This window comes from uncultured Senegalimassilia sp., from assembly GCF_934636665.1.
In the GTDB taxonomy this organism is placed as follows: domain Bacteria; phylum Actinomycetota; class Coriobacteriia; order Coriobacteriales; family Eggerthellaceae; genus Senegalimassilia.
Map to the genome: position 1 here is coordinate 174,269 of NZ_CAKUAT010000001.1, position 18,518 is coordinate 192,786.

General features: G+C 63.8%; 14 protein-coding genes and 1 pseudogene. 6 read left to right on the forward strand and 9 right to left on the reverse strand.

Features of this window, described 5'->3' with window-relative positions; all coding sequences use genetic code 11:
* The 4 genes from Q0G75_RS00830 to Q0G75_RS00845 form a co-directional block, all read right to left on the reverse strand.
* Nucleotides 1–1,785: a GH3 auxin-responsive promoter family protein gene (locus Q0G75_RS00830; protein WP_294414595.1), complete on the reverse strand. Its 1,785-nt coding sequence runs from the start codon at nt 1,783–1,785 to the stop codon at nt 1–3.
* Nucleotides 1,786–1,794: 9 nt separating this feature from the next.
* Nucleotides 1,795–2,097, reverse strand: a complete 303-nt coding sequence (locus Q0G75_RS00835) for an STAS domain-containing protein (RefSeq protein ID WP_294360873.1) — start codon at nt 2,095–2,097, stop codon at nt 1,795–1,797.
* A gap of 30 nt (nt 2,098–2,127) precedes the next feature.
* Nucleotides 2,128–4,470, reverse strand: a complete 2,343-nt coding sequence (locus Q0G75_RS00840) for a SpoIIE family protein phosphatase (protein ID WP_294414596.1) — start codon at nt 4,468–4,470, stop codon at nt 2,128–2,130.
* Between the two features lie 244 nt (nt 4,471–4,714).
* A complete protein-coding gene (locus Q0G75_RS00845) occupies nt 4,715–5,728 on the reverse strand; it encodes an NAD(P)H-hydrate dehydratase (protein WP_294360875.1) in 1,014 nt (337 codons plus the stop codon).
* Nucleotides 5,729–6,529: 801 nt separating this feature from the next.
* Between Q0G75_RS00845 and Q0G75_RS00850 the strand changes: the two genes are divergently transcribed.
* Nucleotides 6,530–7,504 carry a hypothetical protein gene (locus Q0G75_RS00850; RefSeq protein WP_294414597.1) on the forward strand — a complete coding sequence of 325 codons (975 nt, stop codon included), beginning with the start codon at nt 6,530–6,532 and terminating at the stop codon, nt 7,502–7,504.
* Nucleotides 7,505–8,206: 702 nt separating this feature from the next.
* On the opposite strand, the gene acpS is transcribed toward Q0G75_RS00850, so the two are convergent.
* From acpS to Q0G75_RS00865, 3 genes are all read right to left on the reverse strand, one after another.
* Nucleotides 8,207–8,848 carry a holo-ACP synthase gene (gene acpS / locus Q0G75_RS00855; protein ID WP_294414598.1) on the reverse strand — a complete coding sequence of 214 codons (642 nt, stop codon included), beginning with the start codon at nt 8,846–8,848 and terminating at the stop codon, nt 8,207–8,209.
* 73 nt (nt 8,849–8,921) lie between these two features.
* On the reverse strand, nt 8,922–10,760 hold the full coding sequence (gene glmS, locus Q0G75_RS00860; protein WP_294414599.1) for a glutamine--fructose-6-phosphate transaminase (isomerizing): 1,839 nt from the start codon (nt 10,758–10,760) through the stop codon (nt 8,922–8,924).
* A 418-nt stretch (nt 10,761–11,178) separates the two neighbouring features.
* A complete protein-coding gene (locus Q0G75_RS00865) occupies nt 11,179–11,553 on the reverse strand; it encodes a RidA family protein (protein ID WP_042432748.1) in 375 nt (124 codons plus the stop codon).
* A gap of 277 nt (nt 11,554–11,830) precedes the next feature.
* Here Q0G75_RS00865 and ilvA point away from each other — a divergent pair, with 277 nt between their 5' ends.
* From ilvA to Q0G75_RS00885, 4 genes are all read left to right on the forward strand, one after another.
* Entirely contained in the window at nt 11,831–13,042 is a 1,212-nt protein-coding gene (ilvA, locus tag Q0G75_RS00870) for a threonine ammonia-lyase (protein ID WP_294414600.1), read from the forward strand.
* A 192-nt stretch (nt 13,043–13,234) separates the two neighbouring features.
* Nucleotides 13,235–14,149 carry an AEC family transporter gene (locus tag Q0G75_RS00875; RefSeq protein ID WP_294414601.1) on the forward strand — a complete coding sequence of 305 codons (915 nt, stop codon included), beginning with the start codon at nt 13,235–13,237 and terminating at the stop codon, nt 14,147–14,149.
* 235 nt (nt 14,150–14,384) lie between these two features.
* Nucleotides 14,385–15,092, forward strand: a complete 708-nt coding sequence (locus Q0G75_RS00880; protein WP_294414602.1) for a DUF3793 family protein — start codon at nt 14,385–14,387, stop codon at nt 15,090–15,092.
* A gap of 173 nt (nt 15,093–15,265) precedes the next feature.
* Nucleotides 15,266–15,685: a flavodoxin gene (locus tag Q0G75_RS00885; RefSeq protein ID WP_294414603.1), complete on the forward strand. Its 420-nt coding sequence runs from the start codon at nt 15,266–15,268 to the stop codon at nt 15,683–15,685.
* A 178-nt stretch (nt 15,686–15,863) separates the two neighbouring features.
* Here Q0G75_RS00885 and Q0G75_RS00890 read toward each other — a convergent pair whose 3' ends face one another.
* Entirely contained in the window at nt 15,864–16,232 is a 369-nt protein-coding gene (locus Q0G75_RS00890; RefSeq protein WP_294414604.1) for a heavy-metal-associated domain-containing protein, read from the reverse strand.
* Nucleotides 16,233–16,501: 269 nt separating this feature from the next.
* Here Q0G75_RS00890 and Q0G75_RS00895 point away from each other — a divergent pair, with 269 nt between their 5' ends.
* Complete coding sequence (locus tag Q0G75_RS00895; protein ID WP_281624054.1) at nt 16,502–17,797, forward strand: O-acetylhomoserine aminocarboxypropyltransferase/cysteine synthase family protein; 1,296 nt, start codon at nt 16,502–16,504, stop codon at nt 17,795–17,797.
* 238 nt (nt 17,798–18,035) lie between these two features.
* On the opposite strand, the pseudogene Q0G75_RS00900 reads toward Q0G75_RS00895, so the two are convergent.
* Nucleotides 18,036–18,518 (reverse strand): annotated as a pseudogene (locus Q0G75_RS00900) (macro domain-containing protein).

Here is an 18,518-nt window from a genome sequence, read left to right on the forward strand (position 1 = left end):
CTACCCTTCGATTTCCCCGTCGATGAGCGCGAAGAAGAAGCGCCGCTTCTGCTCGGTGTCCACGATGTGCACCGGCTTGATCTGGTTCGGGGCCTTGCCGTGCATGACGCGCATATCGCGCCACAGCTGGTTGGTCTCGTCCTGCAGCACGCGCGCGGTGGCCGGGGCGAACGTGCCGTCCTCGGTCATGTAGTCCACGTCGTAGTTGCCCGCGCGCAGCTCCTCGTCGGTGATGCGCGACAATTCGGCCAGGTCGATGGCCGCATGGTCGGCATGGTAAAACTCGAACAGGTACTCGTAGCGGGCCGGATGATGGTCGACGTCGGGGTACACGCTGAAATCCACGAGGTCGAGCCCTGCGCGCGCTGCCACCTTGTCGGCCACCTTGCGCAGCACAAGCTCCGTGGTCTTCTCGCCATGCATGTTCACCGTCTGGTCGAGGCGGAACAGGAACTCCATCGTGGGCATGGTTCCCTTGTGGCCGACACAGCGGATGGCGTCGCGCATCTTGTAGCGGTAGAAGCCCGAACGGCTGGTGATGATGACCTCGTAGTCATGGCCTTCTTGCAGGTCCTCGACGCCGAGCGTGTGGTCGTAGTCGGGATCGTCGACGGGCACGAACTCGAAGTACACGCTGCGCGGCAGCAGCACGCTGGAAGGGTTATCCAGCTCAAACGGCACGGAGAACGCGCCTTCCGAAGCGCTGTAGCCGGTGTAGAGGATGTGCACGTCGTTGCCGATGAAGCGGCGCAGACGCTGCGTGTAGGGCGCGAAACCGCCGCCGGCAACGCTGCGAATGACCAGCAGGTTCGGCCACATGGCCGGCGTGATGGGCTCGTTGAAGCCGCGCTCGAAGATGGCGCGCAGCTCGGCAGCGCGCTCGGGGTTGGGCTCGATGCGCGCCTCCAAACCGGCACGCACGTCGGCCGGCATCTGGATGGACGCATCGATGGTTCCCTGCTCGATGTCGCGCACGAGCAGCTCCCAGTTGTCCTCGACGTAGCGCATGAGGTCGAGCACGCCGGTGATGAACACCGATGATATGTCGCGGATGTCGCGCTCCTCGATGGCGAAGCGCGCATGCAGATAGCGCGTGTCGGTGCCGGGTTTGGTGAACACGGCCTCGTCGGGGCTGGTAGTGGTCGCCGCAAGATACGGGCGGGCGTCGGCGATGGCCTTGCACGACAGCGACCCGAACGAGATGCCGCTTTTCAGCGTGGCGTAGTGGCTTTCGATAAGCGTGAGCATACGACCACCGGCCAGGCCCTCACCCGCGCCCACGTAGCTGCGGTAATACGTGTACGCGCCCGAATAGCCCATAAGGATCTCCGCCATGCGCTTGGTGTAGGGGATGCCCTTGGGATTGCCCATGGTGCCCGAGGTTTCATTGAAGTGCACGATTTCCTCGGTGGTCACCACGCCGCGCGTGCCGTGCTCCATCACCTCGTAGATATAGCCGGCGTAATCGTCGTAGTTGGTGAAGGGAACGGTGCGTTTGAAGTCCTCGACCGTCTTGATGTCGGCAAAGCCGTGATCGCGGCCGAACGGCGTGTCCTTGTTCGCCTCTATCATCTCGAAGAGCAGCTCTTCCTGCACCTCGCGCGCATGCAGCACGTCGGCCTCAAGCTGCTGCTCGAGCGCCTTTCCCGCCGCGTATTGGCGTTCGTGCATCATGGCACGCAAGGTTGCCACATCGGGCATCTGCGCGGGCGCGCTCGCCGATGCGGGCTGCTCGCGATGCACGTCGTTGCCGGTCAGTTCCGAGATCTTTTCGTCATGCGCCATAGCAGCCCCCTACTGTTCGACGGTCAGGATTTCAGTGAAACCCGTGGCGTCGAGCACGTCGGCGATGTACTCGTTGGGATGGCGCAGCACCAGCCCGCTTCCCACCTTCGCCAGCTCCTTGTGCGCGAACAAGAACACGCGCAGACCGGCGCTCGAAACATACTGGGTGTCGGCCAGGTCGATGGCCAGGCTGGCGACGCCTTCCAGGTTCTCGCGCAGGTAGCCCTCCAGATCCGGGGACGTGTTCGTGTCCAAGCGCCCAGACAGGGCCACCTCGAGCGCGTCGCCGTTTTTCGTTGCCTTGATCTCCATATGCGGTCCTTTCTCGAACGCTTCCCGTATTTAAACGAATCGCTTCGTCATACGCAAGATGTTGCGCCCGTCGGCGCGAGTGTAGCGCAAGTCGTCCATGTACTTGCGCATGAGCAGGATGCCCAGCCCGCCTTTGCGCTGCTCATCGGTGGGGTCGACCTTCTTCGCGTTGTGCGAAAGCGGGTCGTAGGCAATGCCCTGGTCGCTGAACACGAGGTGCAGGCAGCCCGCGCGCTCGTCGACGGCGGCCTCGATGTCCACCGGCAGGCGCGGCTGACCGTCGGGGAACCCGTAGTGGCAGATGTTGACGAAGACCTCCTCGCAGACGAGCATCATCTGCGCCATCATCTTCGGCGTGCGGCCCTCGCCCTCGCAGATAGGCTCCAGGAAGGCGAACAGGCTATCAAGCTCGGCATCGTCGGCCGGCAGCGTAAGGCGTTGCACGGGAAGGTTCCAGCGGAAGGCGAGCATGGTGATGTCGTCAGCCTGCGGCGCTTCGCCTGCGAAGGCGTCCACGCTTGCCGCCAGGGAGTTTACAGCGGTTTGAGCCGAAGATGCAGCCGCTGCGCTCGCAGCCGCCGCAACGTCCGACGCTTGCACGTCCGAGCCCACGGGGGCGCCTTCCCCACCCGACGCATCGATTCGCGCCAGCGTTTCCAGCAGGCGCTCCTCGCCGTACAGCTCTTCAGCCGCGTTTGCCGCTTCCGACACGCCGTCGGTGTACAAAAGCAGGCCATCGCCCGGGCTGCACATAAAGCTGCCTTCGCGATACTTCACCACATCCATAGCACCCAACACCAAGCCTGGGCGGCATTTCAGGTAGCTGAGCTTGCCGTTTTGCTTGAGCACCGGCGGGTTGTGGCCGGCGTTGGCGAAGCGCACCTCGCCGGTTGCCGTGTCCACCACGCACGCGAACGCGGTGACGAACAGCATGGCGTCGTTGCGCTCGCACAGCTGGCGGTTGGCCAGGGTGAACGCCGTGCCAAGATCGTCGGTTTCCAGCAGGTACTGGCGCAGCAGGCTTTGCGCGCGCATCATGAACAGCGCCGCGGGAACGCCCTTGCCCGACACGTCGCCGATGACGAAGGCCACACCGCGTTCGCCCACCTCGAACACGTCATAGAAGTCGCCGCCCACCTCACGTGCCGGGCGCATGAAGCCGGCGATATCGAGCGCGAAGCGTTCCGTGAGCGAATCGAAGTCGTGCGGCACGGCGCTCATCTGGATCTGCCTGGCCACGTCGAGCTCGGTGGCCGTGCGCTGGCGCTCGGCCGTGACGTTGTACAGGCGCTCAATGAAGCCGACCATGTCGCGGCGCATCTTGTTGGTGGACTCGTACAGCTCGGCAATCTCGTAACGGGGCTTCGTGCCGCGCTCATCGACCGCGATGCGCATGTCGCGCCTGCCCTGCTCGACGTCGGATTCCATGCGCTCGATGAAGGTCTGCTGGTCGAGGGCGAGCACTTCGACGGGACGCGTGAAGCGGCGCTCCAGGATGTGCAGGAACGCGAACATGGGCAGGAAGATGGGCACGATGAGGATGGCGGCCTCATGGAACATGGTGTGCACAACGGTCTGGAAGTCCTCCTCGTCGCCGGAGGCGAAGGCGATGACCAAGACCGAAACGAGAAGCATCAGCAACGCCGACGCGATAACGAACCAGATGACGAAGCGCTGAGTGAGGTTCGCCTTCTTGATGTTGCGGTACGGGACGTGGATCCAACGCGGCGGGTTGGGCATAAGCGGGCTGCGCTCGAGCGCGTAAAGCAAGGGCAGGCCGATGTAGAGCAGCATCCACACGTTATTCAAGCCGCGCGCGGCGAACGACGGGCCCGACTCGGGCGGCGCGCCGACGAACAGATAGACGGCCAGGTTCACGCACGCGCTGTCCACCAGGACAAGCCCCATGTACAGCGCCGTCTTCGACGCCGAGTCGAATCGCGGGTACGGGCGCGGGCTTTTCGCGTTCACAAGGTACCACACCCAGCGCGGCAGGCCGTTGTACATGATCTGTATCATGAAGTAGCCCGCCAGCATAAACGGTGTGGCGCCTTCGTGCAGGATATCCGAAACCAGGTTGGCCGTCGCGCAACCGAAAACGCCCGGCAAGCCGAAGAACAGCCCGAGCACCGGCCCCAACGCCGACGCCGGACGGATCTGCACGACGTCGTTGAACTGCGGAACCGCCAGAAAGCCTTCAAGGACCGCCAGGTACACGACGAAGCAGGCGGCGAACATGCCAAGGCAGCGTTTCCAGCCAGGCCGCAATGGCGCCTGCGGGGCTTCTGACGCAACGGAAGCTACCGGCGACTCCCTGACATCGCGAACAGCGGTTGCGGGCATCTCATTATGTTCCGGTCGATCCGATTCCATGGTGTCGCACCTCCCGCATCCGTTCGCTAAAACGCCATCCAGATTCGTTCGCCCTTACTATAACGAATGTCGCTGGCGCAGAAGAAGGCAAACCGAGACGAAGGATAAAAGCCATCCCCGCCCCGGCAACCGGCAGGATGCCCGGCCCTTCGCAGACACGCCGCAGATAGGCGATGCGGATTCGTCCAATCTTCGCCGGATCGCAATAGCATCCGCAAGCCCGCCCACCTGTCGCGGCAGGGCGCTACGACAACGAAGCGATCGCCTCGGGAATGGCGGCCACCACGTCTTCAGCGGTTACGCAAATGCTGGTCAGGCGCTTTGCCGCCGCCCGCGCCGCCCGCGCATGCAGCGCCGAAGCAAGCACGCACGCGTCTACCGGAGCCAAACCCTGCGCAAGCAGCGCCGCAGCCATGCCGGCAAGCACATCGCCCGTTCCCGCCTTCGCCAAGGCAGAGGTTCCATCCGACATGCGCACGATGGTTTCACCGTCAGATATATAGGTAACGGGGCCTTTTACCATGGCGGTCACGCCATAAGCTTGCGAAAGCAACAACGCCAACTGCGCCGGGTCATCGGTAGGCAGGGCCAGCGGAGCGGCAAGGCGCGCAGCTTCTCCCGCGTGCGGCGTGACAACCGTGGGCAAGCCGTCAATGAAGCGGCGGCGCAGCAGCAGGCGGCCTTCGGGAGAGGTCAGCGCGTCAAGGCCGCCGCCGTCGACAAGCACCGCAGCGGCCGCGCCCTCGAGAACGGTGCAGGTCAGCTGGGCGGAAAGAGAATCGGCGGCATCGAGGCCGCTACCGACGAGGAACGCCAGCGGATGACGGGGCGCCACGGGGCCAAGCGCTTTCGGGCGCGGCGCCGCATGCACCGGACGGCCCGATCGGCATGCGCGATACGCGCCCGCCCGCCCGTCCGAGCTTGCGGGCGCAGCCTGAACCGCGGCAGGGCTGCCAGCGACGCTCCCCCGTTCATCGGGATCGAGCTGCGCGTACGCCGCCAACTCATCCCACGCGCGCACCACAAGCGACGGGCTTGCCGCGCGCACCGGCGCGACGGATTCGGGCGAGCAGGCAACTTCGGTATACCCCGCGCCCATGCGCTGCGAGGCAACCGCCGCAAGACATGCGGCGCCTGGATAGTCGGCGCAACCGGCAATCAGCGTCAACTTGCCGCGCGAATACTTGTTCGCCAGGTCGTCAGGCCACGGAAGCAATGCCGCCACCTGCTCCAACGTATACTTCTTCGCTCGCTGCATCCGTCCTCCATTCGCCAAGCGCTACGCACATATGCTCGCACCCAGTGTACTCCAACCACGTAAGAGCCAAGTAAAACATGGCGTTCGCCACCGCAAGCAGCCCCGCAAACAGGAAGCCCGGCGCCAACGCGCAAGCCGCAGCACCGCCCCAAGCGCAAGCGCGACCGCGTCAATCGCCAGGGAAAGCCGAACCCCTACGCGCACCAGAGCCCCCAGCGCGCGCCAGAGCCATCCCAGCGCGCGCCGGGACGAAACCGGACTTCGGAGCGTTAGCCTGGCCAAGCATCGGACTTCGGGGTGCTAATCGGGCCAAGCAGCGAGCTCCCGCTGCGAAGAATCGTCAATCTTGTCCAGCCGTGGTCGAAATCGACAATTCTTCGCAGCCTCAAGGCCAAAACGCTCGATTATTTGCGCTATCGGAAAGCCCATACGCGCACAACCGGCAAAAACGTCCGTATCTCACTTCCGAGACCGCGAAAAACCGTCCGTTTTGACCGCCAACGACCAAAACAGACGGTTTTTCGCATCGCGCCCCCACACGACAGCCCAACCCCATGCCCAACAAGCAACACTTCCATCATCGATCTCAGCGTGCATTCCGTAAATGCAGTCGCAAACTCGCAGCCGTTAGCCACGACGCTTGCGCAAGCCCTCCGTATCACAACTATCTTGCGCAAACCTTGCCGATTCCTTACGCAAACCTTGTCGATCTCTTCCCTGACCCTTACCAAAACCTTCCCTATTCCTTGTACCGCAAAATTCTCGTTCTACCTGGGGAAATACTCTGATACCTTAGATTGCATGACTATTGTGATCTCACATATTTCAGCAATCGAGTACTGGCTTGCGCACGAATCGCTCAAGCCCAAGGCCACGTCTGCCCATGCAGCAACCGAACTCCCGTGCGCGAGTCCCACCATCGATGACCGCCGCCGCGCCGAGCAGCTTCTAAAACAGTGCACCAGCATCCCGTTGCATATTGCTACCACGAAACCGTTCCATAACAGCACGCGCTTCCGCTGCCACGTTTGGTCCCCGCCCGTAGCACGGGCGCTCTACAGAATCGCGGATGACGTTTACGTTTGCTCCCCCGAACTCGCCTTCGTCCAATCGGCGGCTGCGCTCGACAAAATCGATACCGTGCGTTTAGGGTGCGAATTGTGCGCAACGTATTCCATCGACCGCCACGCACGCGGAGGGTTCTTTCAGCGCAATGCCATCACCACGCGCGAAAAGCTCAGCGCGGTCGTTTGCGAAAACCAGGGGGCAAACGGGATCAAAACCGCACGATGGGCGCTCGATCACGTGCTCGACCGATCAGCGTCGCCTGCCGAAACGAAAGTTGCGCTCGCTCTTACGCTCCCCTGCAAAATCGGCGGAATGGGACTCCCCCAGCCTTCGCTGAACCGCTTCATCCCGCTCAACGCAGCAGAGCAAAAGGCGCTCAATAGAAGCTATTTCCTTTGCGACCTCTATTGGGAGCAAGCAAAGCTCGCCATTGAGTACGACAGCGATGCCGAGCACTCCGGATCCGACCGCATCGCCTCGGATGCCGCACGAAGGAATGCGTTGCTCCGCCTGGGAATCACGGTCATCACCGTGGGAAACCGGACGTTTCGCGACAGGTCGGAATTCAAAAGAGTCGGCGCAACCGTCGCGCGGCTTCTCGGAACGCGCATCAGGCCGAGGAGCGAACACTACGACCGTCGACAAATCGAGCTTCGCAAGCGTCTGAGCAGCCAACCGATTTGGGAAAGCGCCCGTTATAGCGAGTAGCGCCATTACGGACAAGATCGCCGAACCAGTGCCGATCCGGAGAACGCACACGAACGAGGTTCCGCGCAAGTCCAGGCAAGCAAACTATAAGGGATTTTTCGCTTTCCGCCGAAACACATGCGCCGCTTTCGCATTCGACGCACGCGGCACAGCGTAAGTCGCCTACAGCGAGCTCTTCAACAAACCAGTTTGTTGATGCAGCGGATCCGGCAGGCAAGGGCGCTGCCGCGCCCAACGGGCGTTCATCTGCTGCGACCATCAAGCGCGCGTGCTTTCCCCAGGTACACGAGCACCTAGATTGTGCGCCATCTAAGCTCGCCAGACAGTAACGTCACAAGCACGAAAACGAAGCTGCCGCAGCAAGCGAACCATGCTCAGCAAGCGAACGAACACGCTGGGGCGACGGATTCGCAAATTCGCCCAGACAAGAACCGTTCATTTTGTCCCTCGGCGGCCAAAATCAACGGTTCTTCGCCACTGAGTAGGCCAAAAGAAACGATTATTCGCGCCGCGCTCCCCATTCGCACGAAATACCGTCAATATTGTCCATCCCGCGCCTCAGAAAACGCGAAGAATCGCTCGTTATGTCCCGCTGGGGCCAAAACGAGCGATTCTTCGCAATTCACACCCGCGACCTACGTACGCCTCGCTTCGCGCCGGCGTCCAACTTGCGAGAAGCGGTCATCGAGCCTGACGCGGCCGCTAATCAGCCTCCCCTTGCGCATGTCGGACCATGCCCATAGCCGAGTGCGCGTCGGGCACCTGGGACTGCGCGGGCGCAGGCGCTGCCGCGTCCAGGTCGTCGAGCATGGTGCGCGCCTCCTTGAACTGTCGCGCCAGCTCCTCCATAGGGTCGCGCCGCTCCTGCTGCGCGCGCACCGATCCCTCGGTGATGGCCATGGCGCACGCCACCGCATCGGTGTGCGTATACGACAGCGAAAGCGGCAGCTCGCGAACGCCGAGCGCCTGCGCCACCTGCTTGGCGCGCCCGGTGAGCACGGCGTACGGGCGGCCCTTCGATGTGCGGCGAACCTCCACGTCGCGCACGCCGATACCCTGGGAGAAGCCCGTCCCCAGCGCCTTGAGCACCGCCTCCTTCGCCGCGAAGCGCGTGGCGTAATGGACGGCCGGCTGCGCGGTGGCGTCGCAATAGCGGCATTCCTCGGCGCTGAACACCTTGCGCGCGAACGCGGGGGACCGTTTGAGGATCTTGCGCATGCGCTCGATCTCCACGATGTCCACGCCCAGGCCCACGGCTCCTTCAACAGCCCCGAACGCAGCTTCCACCTGCGACGATGCGTCGTCGTTTCGGCCCTCGCCCGCTACTTTCGCGTCCTCGACCACAAGCGACCTCCCTGTAAAGCAAGCGGGCGCCCGAACGGCGCCCGCACCAACGTTGCCCTTATTGTACGCGAACCTATTCCACCGTAACGCTTTTCGCCAGATTGCGCGGCTGATCGACATCGCAGCCGCGGGCCACGGCGATGGCGCGCGCCAACAGCTGCAACGGCACGCTTGCCGTGATGGCCGAGAACGCGTCGCGCACCTTCGGGATGTAGATGACGTGATCGGCGTGCTTGCGGATCTCCTCGTCGCCCTCGGTGGCGATGGCCACCACCATGGCGCCGCGCGCCTTGCTCTCCTGCAGGTTGGACACCAACTTGTCGTAGACGGGGCTTTTCGTCGCCACGGCGATGACGGGGAACCCTTCGTCGATCAGCGCGATGGGGCCGTGCTTCATCTCGCCGGCCGGATAGGACTCGGCGTGCAGGTAGCTGATCTCCTTGAGCTTGAGGGCACCCTCTCGGCTGACCGCCGCGCCCATGCCGCGGCCCACGAACAGCGCACTGCGGGCGTCCTTGCACGCCTGCGCCGCCTCCTCGACCGCCGGGCCGCACTCGGCCAGGATGCGCTCGACCTGCTCGGCGGTATCGGCCAGCTCGCGGAACAGCAGGCGGATCTGGTTCATCTTCAACTTGCCCTTGACCTGCGCCAACAGCATGGCAAGCAACGTGAGCGAGACCACTTGGCCCAAAAACGACTTCGTGGAGGCCACAGCGATCTCCTTGTTGGCCTTCGTGTAGATGACGCCGTCGGACTCGCGCGCCACGGGGCTTCCCACCACGTTGGTGATGCCGAACACGCGCGCGCCCTTCACGCGGGCGTCGCGGATGGCCGCCAGCGTGTCGGCCGTTTCGCCGGACTGGGAAACCGCAACCACGAGCGTGGTGGGCGTGATGATGGGGTTGCGATAGCGGAACTCGCTTGCGACCTCGCACTCGCAGGGGATGCGCGCCCAGCCTTCGATGAGGTTCTTCGCAATGAGGCCCGCATGGTAGCTGGTGCCGCACGCGATGATGTAGACGCGGTCGATGAGGTTGAGCTCTTCCACGGAAAGGTCCAGCTCGTCGATGGAAAGGGCGCCGCCCACCAGACGGCCCGCAAGCGTGTCGCGGATGACGCGCGGCTGCTCGTGGATCTCCTTGAGCATGAAGTCGGGATATCCGCCCTTCTCGGCCACGTCGAGGTTCCAATCCACGTGCGTGACCTTGGGGTCCTCGATGATCTGGCCGGCGGCGGTGTAATAGGTCACGCCTTCGGGCGTCAGCCTTGCCAGCTCGCCGTCGTTCATGACCACCACGTCGCGCGTGGCGTCGATCATGGCGATGATGTCGCTGGCAACGTAGGCGCCCTCGGCGCCCTGGCCCACCACCAGCGGGGAATCCTTGCGCGTTGCCACGATGGTGCCCGGCTCGTCGGCGGAGACGACGGCCAGGGCGTACGCGCCCACCAGACGCTCGCATGCAGCGCGGACGGCGGACAGCAGGTCGGGCGCGCCGTCGCGCAGCGCCTGCTCGATCAGATGCGGCACCACCTCGGTGTCGGTGTCGCTGGTGAAGGCATGCCCCGCGGCCTGCAACTCCTCGCGCAGGTCGGCGAAGTTCTCGATGATGCCGTTGTGCACCACGGCGATGCGGCCGTCGCAGCTGGTGTGCGGATGGGCGTTGGCCTCGCTCGGGCGGCCGTGGGTTGCCCAGCGCGTGTGGCCGATGCCGCAGGTGCCTTCGAAGTTGAAATGCCCCAGCGTGTGCGCCAAGCTGGAAACCTTGCCCTTGCGGTGCACCACCTCGAGCTTGCCGTCCTGGTAGATGGCCACTCCGGCGCTGTCGTAGCCGCGATACTCAAGGCGCGACAAGCCCTCGATCAGGATGCCCTGCGCCGGGCGCGTGCCCGTGAAACCGACGATTCCGCACATGCGATTGCTCCTCACAGGTAGGTTGCGGCCCGAAGGCGCCGCACGGCGGGAGCGAACGCTCAAAGCCGAGCTGCCTGGTCGGGCTTTTCATCGCGTACATGGTAGGGCAGCGCCCGGCGCACGCGCCAAGGCTGCAGACAATCTCTAACGCGCCAGCCGCTCGCCCCGCGCACAGCGCCGTTCGCAGCAAGCGGACATGCGCGCAACGGCACAGCGTCACCCCTCCCCGAAAGCGCGGCTTCGCTCCACTCGCAGCTAGCGGCAAAGCCAACGAGGGCCGCTGCGGTGCCCCGAATTCGCGGGAGCGTGAAGGCGCCGCGTACTTTGGTACGCAAGCCTTCAGGCTCGTGCGAAGGCGGGGTGCCGCAGCGGCCCGCAGTGTCGAGTCAATTCGCCGTTCGGCAGAACGGCGAAACCGTTACACCTCCGCAATTACCTCGACTTCTACCAGGGCGCCCTTGGGGAGCTTGGCCACGCCCACGGCCGAGCGGGCCGGACGGGCGTCGCCGAAGGACTTGGCGTACTCAGCGTTGAACGCGGCGAAGTCGTCGATGTCATCTAGGAAGCACGTGGCCTTCAGCACGTGGTCGAAGTCGGTGCCGGCCTCGGCTAGGATGGCCGCCACGTTCTTCATGACCTGGGCCGTCTGCTCCTCGATGGTGGTGCCCACAAGCTCGCCGGTTTCCGGGGAGAGCGCAATCTGGCCGCTGGCGAACAGCAGGTTGCCGCACACGCGGCCCTGCACGTAGGGGCCGATGGCCGCGGGGGCGTTCGGAGTGGCGATGACCTTCATGATGGTCGTCCTTTCCGGGGCTTGCGCCCCAACATGCGCGCGCAAGCGCGCGGAACGGCAGCGCTTCGCACGCTTCGCCCCAAGCTGTCACATGGGGACGTAGCACTATCTGTCCGAAATCGGGCAGCGTTTCCCACGCCTTGCGCCAAACGTTAAACCTAGGCGATGCGTCGAATTTTGTCGCGCTGATATGGAACCTCACCATTGTAGCGCCTGCAAAGCTATGATGTTCACCGACATTAAACCGCCGCGAACCGAAAACAAAAGGGGTGAAACTATGCTGACGCTGGACGCATTCGAAGAAGCCGCAGCCAAAGTCAAGGAAGTTACACAGGAGACGAAGCTTATTGAAAGCCCCTACTTCAGCGAGATTTCCCGCAACCGCGTGTTCTTCAAGCCGGAGAACATGCAGCGCACCGGCGCCTACAAGGTGCGCGGCGCCTACTATAAGATCAGCACGCTGACCGACGAGGAGCGCGCGCACGGCCTGATCACCGCATCCGCCGGCAACCATGCGCAGGGCGTCGCCTACGCCGCGCAGCATTACGGCGTCAAGGCCACCATCGTCATGCCCACCACCACCCCGCTCATCAAGGTCGAGCGCACCAAGGCCCTGGGCGCCGACGTGGTGCTGGCCGGCAACGTCTACGACGAAGCCTACGAGCACGCGCTCAAGCTTGCCGAGGAGAACAGCTACACGTTCATCCACCCGTTCAACGACCTGGGCGTCGCCACGGGCCAGGGCACCATCGCCATGGAGATCGTGCAGGAGCTGCCGCTGGTCGACTACATCCTGGCGCCCATCGGCGGCGGCGGGCTTGCCACAGGCGTGTCCACGCTGGCAAAGCTGCTCAACCCCCACATCAAGGTCATCGGCGTGGAGCCCTCCGGTGCCGCGTGCATGAAGGCCTCCCTTGAGGCGGGCCACGTGGTGAAGCTGCCGCGCGCCAACACCATCGCCGACGGCACCGCGGTGCTCGAGCCCGGCGACAAGATCTTCCCCTACATCCAGGAGAACCTCGACGGCATCATCACCGTCGATGACGACGAGCTGATCGCGTCGTTCCTGGATATGGTCGAGAACCACAAGATGGTCGTGGAGAACTCCGGCCTGCTCACCGTGGCCGCCCTTCGCCACCTGGACTTCCAGGGCAAGAAGGTCGTCTCCATCCTCTCCGGCGGCAACATGGACGTCATCACCATGTCCTCGGTGGTGCAGCACGGCCTGATCCAGCGCGACCGTATCTTCACCGTGTCGGTGCTTCTGCCCGACCGCCCCGGCGAGCTGGTGCGCGTGGCGCAGGTCATCGCCGACAACAAGGGCAACGTCATCCGCCTGGACCACAACCAGTTCGTCACCACGAACCGCCAGGCCGCCGTGGAGCTGCGCGTCACCATCGAGGCGTTCGGCACCGACCACAAGCAGCAGATCGTCAAGGCGCTCGAAGGCGAAGGCTTCCGCCCGAAGCTCATCAACGCGCATCTGTAAGGCAAACCCGGTGAGGGAACGAAGCGCCGCGTAAGCCCCTCGCCCTACAACCGCATACGCAAGTCGCACAACGCGCAGGCCCCTGACCGGTTTCTTTCGGGATTCGATTGGTTGGGGGTTTGCGCGTTTTCCCGTTTTGCACAGGGAAAACGCCGACGGGCTTCTCGAAGGGGCCTAGGAAGAAAGAACAGCATGGAAACCGCACTCATCAAAGTATTCGCCTTCGTCTGCATCATCATCGCAGGCTACTGGATGGGCCACACCGGCAAGCTCGGCAACATGCCCGGCGAGTTCGTGTCGAAGATCGTGTTCACGTTCACGCTGCCTTGCGCGGTGCTGCACGCGTTCGGCGCTGCCGACTTCTCGCCGGAGATGCTGCTGCTCGTGCCCCTCGGCTTCGCCTTCGCCTTCGGCGCATACCTGGTCACCTTCGCCATCACCCCGCACGCCAAACGCGGCGACCGCGCGTTCTACCTGCTCAACGGCTGCGGATTCAACCTGGGCTGCTTCGCGCTGCCGTTCGTGCAGGCCATCTTCTCGCCCACCATGGCCGTGGCCACCTGCCTCTACGACGCCGGCAACGCGTTCATGATGGCAGGCGGCTCCTATGCGCTCACCGGCCTGATCGCCGGAGGCGAGCGCATCCAGCATCCTGTGCGCTTCGTCGCAAAGCGCCTGTTCTCAAGCCTGCCGTTCGATACGTACCTGCTGATCATCCTGCTGTCGGTGGCGGGAGTTCGCCTGCCTGCCGAGCTGGTGGCGTTCACCGAGCCCATCGCCAACGCCAACTCGTTTCTGGCCATGTTCATGCTGGGGCTCATGATGAGCTTCTCCGTCTCGCGTGAGCGCATGGCGAAGGTGGCGCGCCTGGTGGGTTTGCGCGCGGCGTTCAGCGTGGTGCTGACCTGCATCGTTTGGCTGGCGCTTCCGATCGATAGCGTCATGCGCGCCCTGCTCACGCTGCTGGTTTGGAGCCCGGCAAGCGCGCTTGGGCCTATGTACACGCAGATGTCGGGCGGCGACGGCGGCCTGGCCGGCTTCGCGAACGCCCTCACCATCATCCTTGGCGTAGTCGCCGCCGCCACCATCGCGCTGACGCTGGTGTAGTGCGGGGCATCGACGGCTAGGCGCTGCCGCCTCGCCGTTGGCGGCTCATATGCCCACCGTTGGCGCGCCAGCTGGGAAGCGGCGATCCACCCGCCGGCGCCATGCGGACCGCCGCTTCCCAGCCGCATCCGCCTTCCACGCGAAATCTTTTGCGAAGATTCCCCAAACATGTTGACTGCGGTTTACTTATGCTTACTATGTTAGCCACGGATTACATGAATGGGAAGGAGCCGCCGTGATCATAGGCGCATCGGGTGCGAAGCCGAGCCGCACCGCCGATCTTGAGCGCAAGCTGGTGCACCACTGCTCCCCTGCGCTTGCCGGGCTGAAGCCGGCGAACATGTTCGTATACCGCGAAGGCGTCGATGCCGACGGAAACCCGGGAGAAAACGCCGCACTCGATACCCTTGATTCCGCCAAACTCACTCATGAGCTGGGGATATGCCGCAAAAAGCTGGAGCCGTGCGGCGTGCGCATCGAGATACTGGCACGACGCAAGACCGGCCTGTTGTTGTACGTGTACCGTCCAACCATGCTGAGGGCATACCTTGCGCAGCCCGATATCTTCCGCTATCTGAAAGACGAGGGATACGACCCCTCCGACCTTTCCGCCTGCATCGCCAAGCTGCACCGCCGCATCTGCGGCACCGACCTTGCCGCCACGCTTTCCGGCAGCTGCGCGTTCCCGCACGAGATCGGGTTCTTCCTAGGCTACCCCTACGACGACGTGGTGGGGTTCATCGAGAACAAGGGCGAGAACAGCCTGTGCAGCGGTTGCTGGAAGGTATACAGCCGCGCCCGCGATGCGCAGGCGTGCTTCTGCTGCTACAAAACCTGCACCGCGGCCTACGAGGACCTGTTCGACGAGGGCGTGCCCATCGACTGCCTTGCCGCCATCGACGAGAACTTCCCCGCCCAGGAGGCGTTCGCAGCAGCAGGGTAGCCTACAGCCGCAAGCGCGAAAGCCCGCAAGTCCGCAAATGCCGCAAGCATCGAACACCGGCGGCGAAACGCGCCCTTGCCGCATTCGCGCCGAACGGTCGGCGCGCTCGCCCGAAGCGCCTCAACCGTTCGGCACAAGACCGACGCTTCCCTTGTAAACGAAAGGATATGCAGATGAGCAAAGTAGCAGTGGTGTACTGGAGCGGCACGGGCAATACCGAGGCCATGGCGGACCTGGTGGCGCAGGGCGTGCGCGCAGCGGGCGGCACTGCCGACCTGATGCAATGCAACGATTTCAGCGCTGACCGCATCGGTGACTTCGACGCGTTCGCCTTCGGCTGCCCGGCCATGGGCGACGAGGAGCTTGAGGACACCGAGTTCTTGCCCATGTACGACGAGGTTGAACCCGCGCTGTCCGGCCAGAAGGTTGCCCTCTTCGGCTCCTACGATTGGAACGACGGCGAATGGATGGAGCTGTGGGAGCAGCGCGCCGACGAGGCCGGCCTGAACGTGGTGGACAGCGTCATCGCCAAGGATTACCCCGACGATGACGCCGCCGCCGAGTGCATGCGCCTAGGCGCGCTGCTGGCGTAACGCGGTTCGCGAAACCGGCGATCGACCACGGAAAAGGGCTTCCCGAGGGAAGCCCTTTTCACGTTTGGGGCAAGCCGCGGCGCACAATGCCGCGGCCGGCGCCCTCCCTTGCCATAGATGCGAACCGCCCGGCGGAGAGGCCGCCGTATGCGGCCCCTTGCCCTTCGACGGCCTGCGGCTAGCGCTGGATCACGTAGTAGCCGGCTTCGCGGACGACATCCTTCACGCGGTCCATATCAAGCGGCTGCTTGGACAGCACATGCGCGTTCTTCGCCGCCAAATCGACCCGCGCCCACACGCCGTCGATGCCGTTCAGCGCGTTCTCAACCGCAGCGGAGCACCTTTCGCACGTCATGCCGCCGATCGGCACATCCGTCGCATGCGGATAGTTCGCCTCGTCGGTATCCTCGACATGTGCGCGCTTTGCCTTCTTCGCGCTCTTCCCGCCGCAGCACGAGCCATCGCCCGAGAACGTGCGAACGGCTCTTCTGCCTGCAAATACAGCGGCAACGGCGATAACTGCGCAGATGATCACGGTCGCGACCATGGTTCCACCTTTCTTAGCTTTGGTTAACAGTACAAGGCGATTGTAGCACTTGTATACCCCCATGGGGCATATTCGGAGCGGTATTTCCCATTTATTCGCTAGGCTTATCGACAGCATGAAAAACCAGATATCTGATTTTCGAAATACCTCGCAAGCTGAATCTCCTATATTCCTATTGACCCGCTTCCTTTGCTTCGGTATAACTTACAACCGTCATCACGTTATATGAGAACAAGAAAGCAATAGTAATCGATTTGGGAGATAGCCAGATGTCTGAGAAGCAGAAGTACGCATTCGAAACCCTGCAAGTGCACGCCGGCCAGGAGCAGCCCGATCCGGCCACCGACGCCCGAGCCGTGCCGATCTACCTGACCTCGTCCTTCGTGTTCAAGGACGCCGCCACCGCCGCCGGCCGCTTCGGTCTGACCGAGCCCGGCAACATCTACAGCCGCCTGACCAACCCCACGGTCAGCACCTTCGAGGAGCGCGTGGCCGCGCTCGAGGGCGGCGTCGGATCCCTGGGCGTGGCGACCGGTTCCGCCGCCATCACCATCGCGGTGCAGAACATCGCCACCGCCGGCGACCACATCGTGTCCTCCACCAACCTGTACGGCGGCACGCTGAACCTGTTCGAGCACACGCTGGCCGAGCAGGGCCTTTCCACCACGTTCGTCAACCCTGCCGACCTGGACGCCGTCGAAGCCGCCATCCAGGACAACACCAAGCTGCTCTACGCCGAGACGCTGGGCAACCCCAACTCCGACGTGCTCGACCTTGAGGCTTGGGCCGACATCGCGCACCGCCACAACGTGCCGCTGATCGTGGACGCCACCTTCTCCACCCCCTACCTGCTGCGCCCGATCGAGCACGGCGCCGACGTGGTCGTCCACTCCGCCACCAAGTTCATCGGCGGCCACGGCACGGCCATGGGCGGCGTGATCACCGATGCCGGCACGTTCGACTGGGCCGCCAACGCCGATAAGTTCCCCGGCGTGGCCAAGCCCAACCCCAGCTACCACGGCGTGGTGTTCACCGAGGCCGCAGGCCCCGCAGCCTACATCACGAAGGCCCGCGCCACGCTGCTGCGCGACCAGGGCGCCACGCTTTCCCCGTTCAACGCATGGTTGCTGCTGCTGGGCCTGGAGACGCTCTCCCTGCGCGTCGACCGCCATGTGGAGAACGCGCTGAAGGTGGTGGAGTTCCTGAACAACCATCCGCAGGTGGCTTCCGTGAACCATCCGGCGCTGGCAACCGGCCGCGCCAAGGAACTCTATGACGAGTACTACCCGAACGGCGCCGGCTCCATCTTCACCTTCGACGTGAAGGGCACCGCCGACGACGCGCGCAAGTTCACCGAGTCTTTGAGCCTGTTCAGCCTGCTGGCGAATGTCGCCGACGTGAAGTCCCTCGTCATTCACCCGGCTTCCACCACGCATTCCCAGCTGACCGAGGACGAGCTGCTGGCCGCCGGCATCAAGCCCACCACCGTGCGCCTGTCCATCGGCACCGAGAACATCGACGACATCATCGCCGACCTGGCCGCCGGCTTCGAAGCCATCAAGTAGTCTTCCGACGACCGGATGCCCATGGCGGAGCGCGCTACGGTTCCTATTTCCCCGGCCGGTAGCGGAGCACCCGGAGACGCCAGGCAAAACTGAAGGGACTGACCCCGGAAGAGCTCCGGAGTCAGTCCCTTGTTGCGTAGCCTTTTATTTAAGCCACCCGAGTTTTGCAGTTTTAGGGCGCAGTTCAACGAGGACCGCGCCCCGCTTGGCGTACGCGTACCCGCGGCCGGCGAACAAGTTAGCTGAAAAGAATGTCACGGTAGATTCTCTCGTCCGATTCCAAGAAGACGTCGAACACCACATGGATGCCCGATTCGCTCTCGTCAAGCCATCCGCGCACCGTGCGGACCGCGATTTGCGCGGCCTCTTCCTGGGGGAACCCGAACACGCCGGTCCCGATGCAGCAGAACGCGATGCTCGCCGCCCCCGCCTCCAGAGCAGCATCCATGCAGCTTTCGTAGCAGCTCGCCAGGAGCGCCCGGTCTTCAGCGTCGGGGCTTCCGTCCGCGATGGGGCCCACGGTGTGCACGATTCATTTCGCCGGCAGGTTGTAGGCTTCCGTCATCTTCGCCAGGCCCGTCGGCTCGGGACGGCCTTGCGACCGCATGATGCGCGCGCATTCCGCACGCAGCTGAATGCCGGCATAGGTGTGGATGGCGTTGTCGATGCAGTGGTGGCCTGGCACCCAGCAACCCAGCAACCGGGAGTTCGCCGCGTTCAC

What these genes read in the sequence shown, in the direction of transcription:
- Q0G75_RS00840 (WP_294414596.1), bottom strand. Translation starts at nt 4,470, where the DNA reads ATGGAATCGGATCGACCGGAACATAATGAGATGCCCGCAACCGCTGTT.
- ilvA (WP_294414600.1), top strand. Translation starts at nt 11,831, where the DNA reads ATGCTGACGCTGGACGCATTCGAAGAAGCCGCAGCCAAAGTCAAGGAA.
- Q0G75_RS00875 (WP_294414601.1), top strand. Translation starts at nt 13,235, where the DNA reads ATGGAAACCGCACTCATCAAAGTATTCGCCTTCGTCTGCATCATCATC.
- Q0G75_RS00865 (WP_042432748.1), bottom strand. Translation starts at nt 11,553, where the DNA reads ATGAAGGTCATCGCCACTCCGAACGCCCCCGCGGCCATCGGCCCCTAC.
- Q0G75_RS00885 (WP_294414603.1), top strand. Translation starts at nt 15,266, where the DNA reads ATGAGCAAAGTAGCAGTGGTGTACTGGAGCGGCACGGGCAATACCGAG.
- Q0G75_RS00845 (WP_294360875.1), bottom strand. Translation starts at nt 5,728, where the DNA reads ATGCAGCGAGCGAAGAAGTATACGTTGGAGCAGGTGGCGGCATTGCTT.
- Q0G75_RS00830 (WP_294414595.1), bottom strand. Translation starts at nt 1,785, where the DNA reads ATGGCGCATGACGAAAAGATCTCGGAACTGACCGGCAACGACGTGCAT.
- glmS (WP_294414599.1), bottom strand. Translation starts at nt 10,760, where the DNA reads ATGTGCGGAATCGTCGGTTTCACGGGCACGCGCCCGGCGCAGGGCATC.
- Q0G75_RS00835 (WP_294360873.1), bottom strand. Translation starts at nt 2,097, where the DNA reads ATGGAGATCAAGGCAACGAAAAACGGCGACGCGCTCGAGGTGGCCCTG.
- Q0G75_RS00895 (WP_281624054.1), top strand. Translation starts at nt 16,502, where the DNA reads ATGTCTGAGAAGCAGAAGTACGCATTCGAAACCCTGCAAGTGCACGCC.
- Q0G75_RS00890 (WP_294414604.1), bottom strand. Translation starts at nt 16,232, where the DNA reads ATGGTCGCGACCGTGATCATCTGCGCAGTTATCGCCGTTGCCGCTGTA.
- Q0G75_RS00850 (WP_294414597.1), top strand. Translation starts at nt 6,530, where the DNA reads ATGACTATTGTGATCTCACATATTTCAGCAATCGAGTACTGGCTTGCG.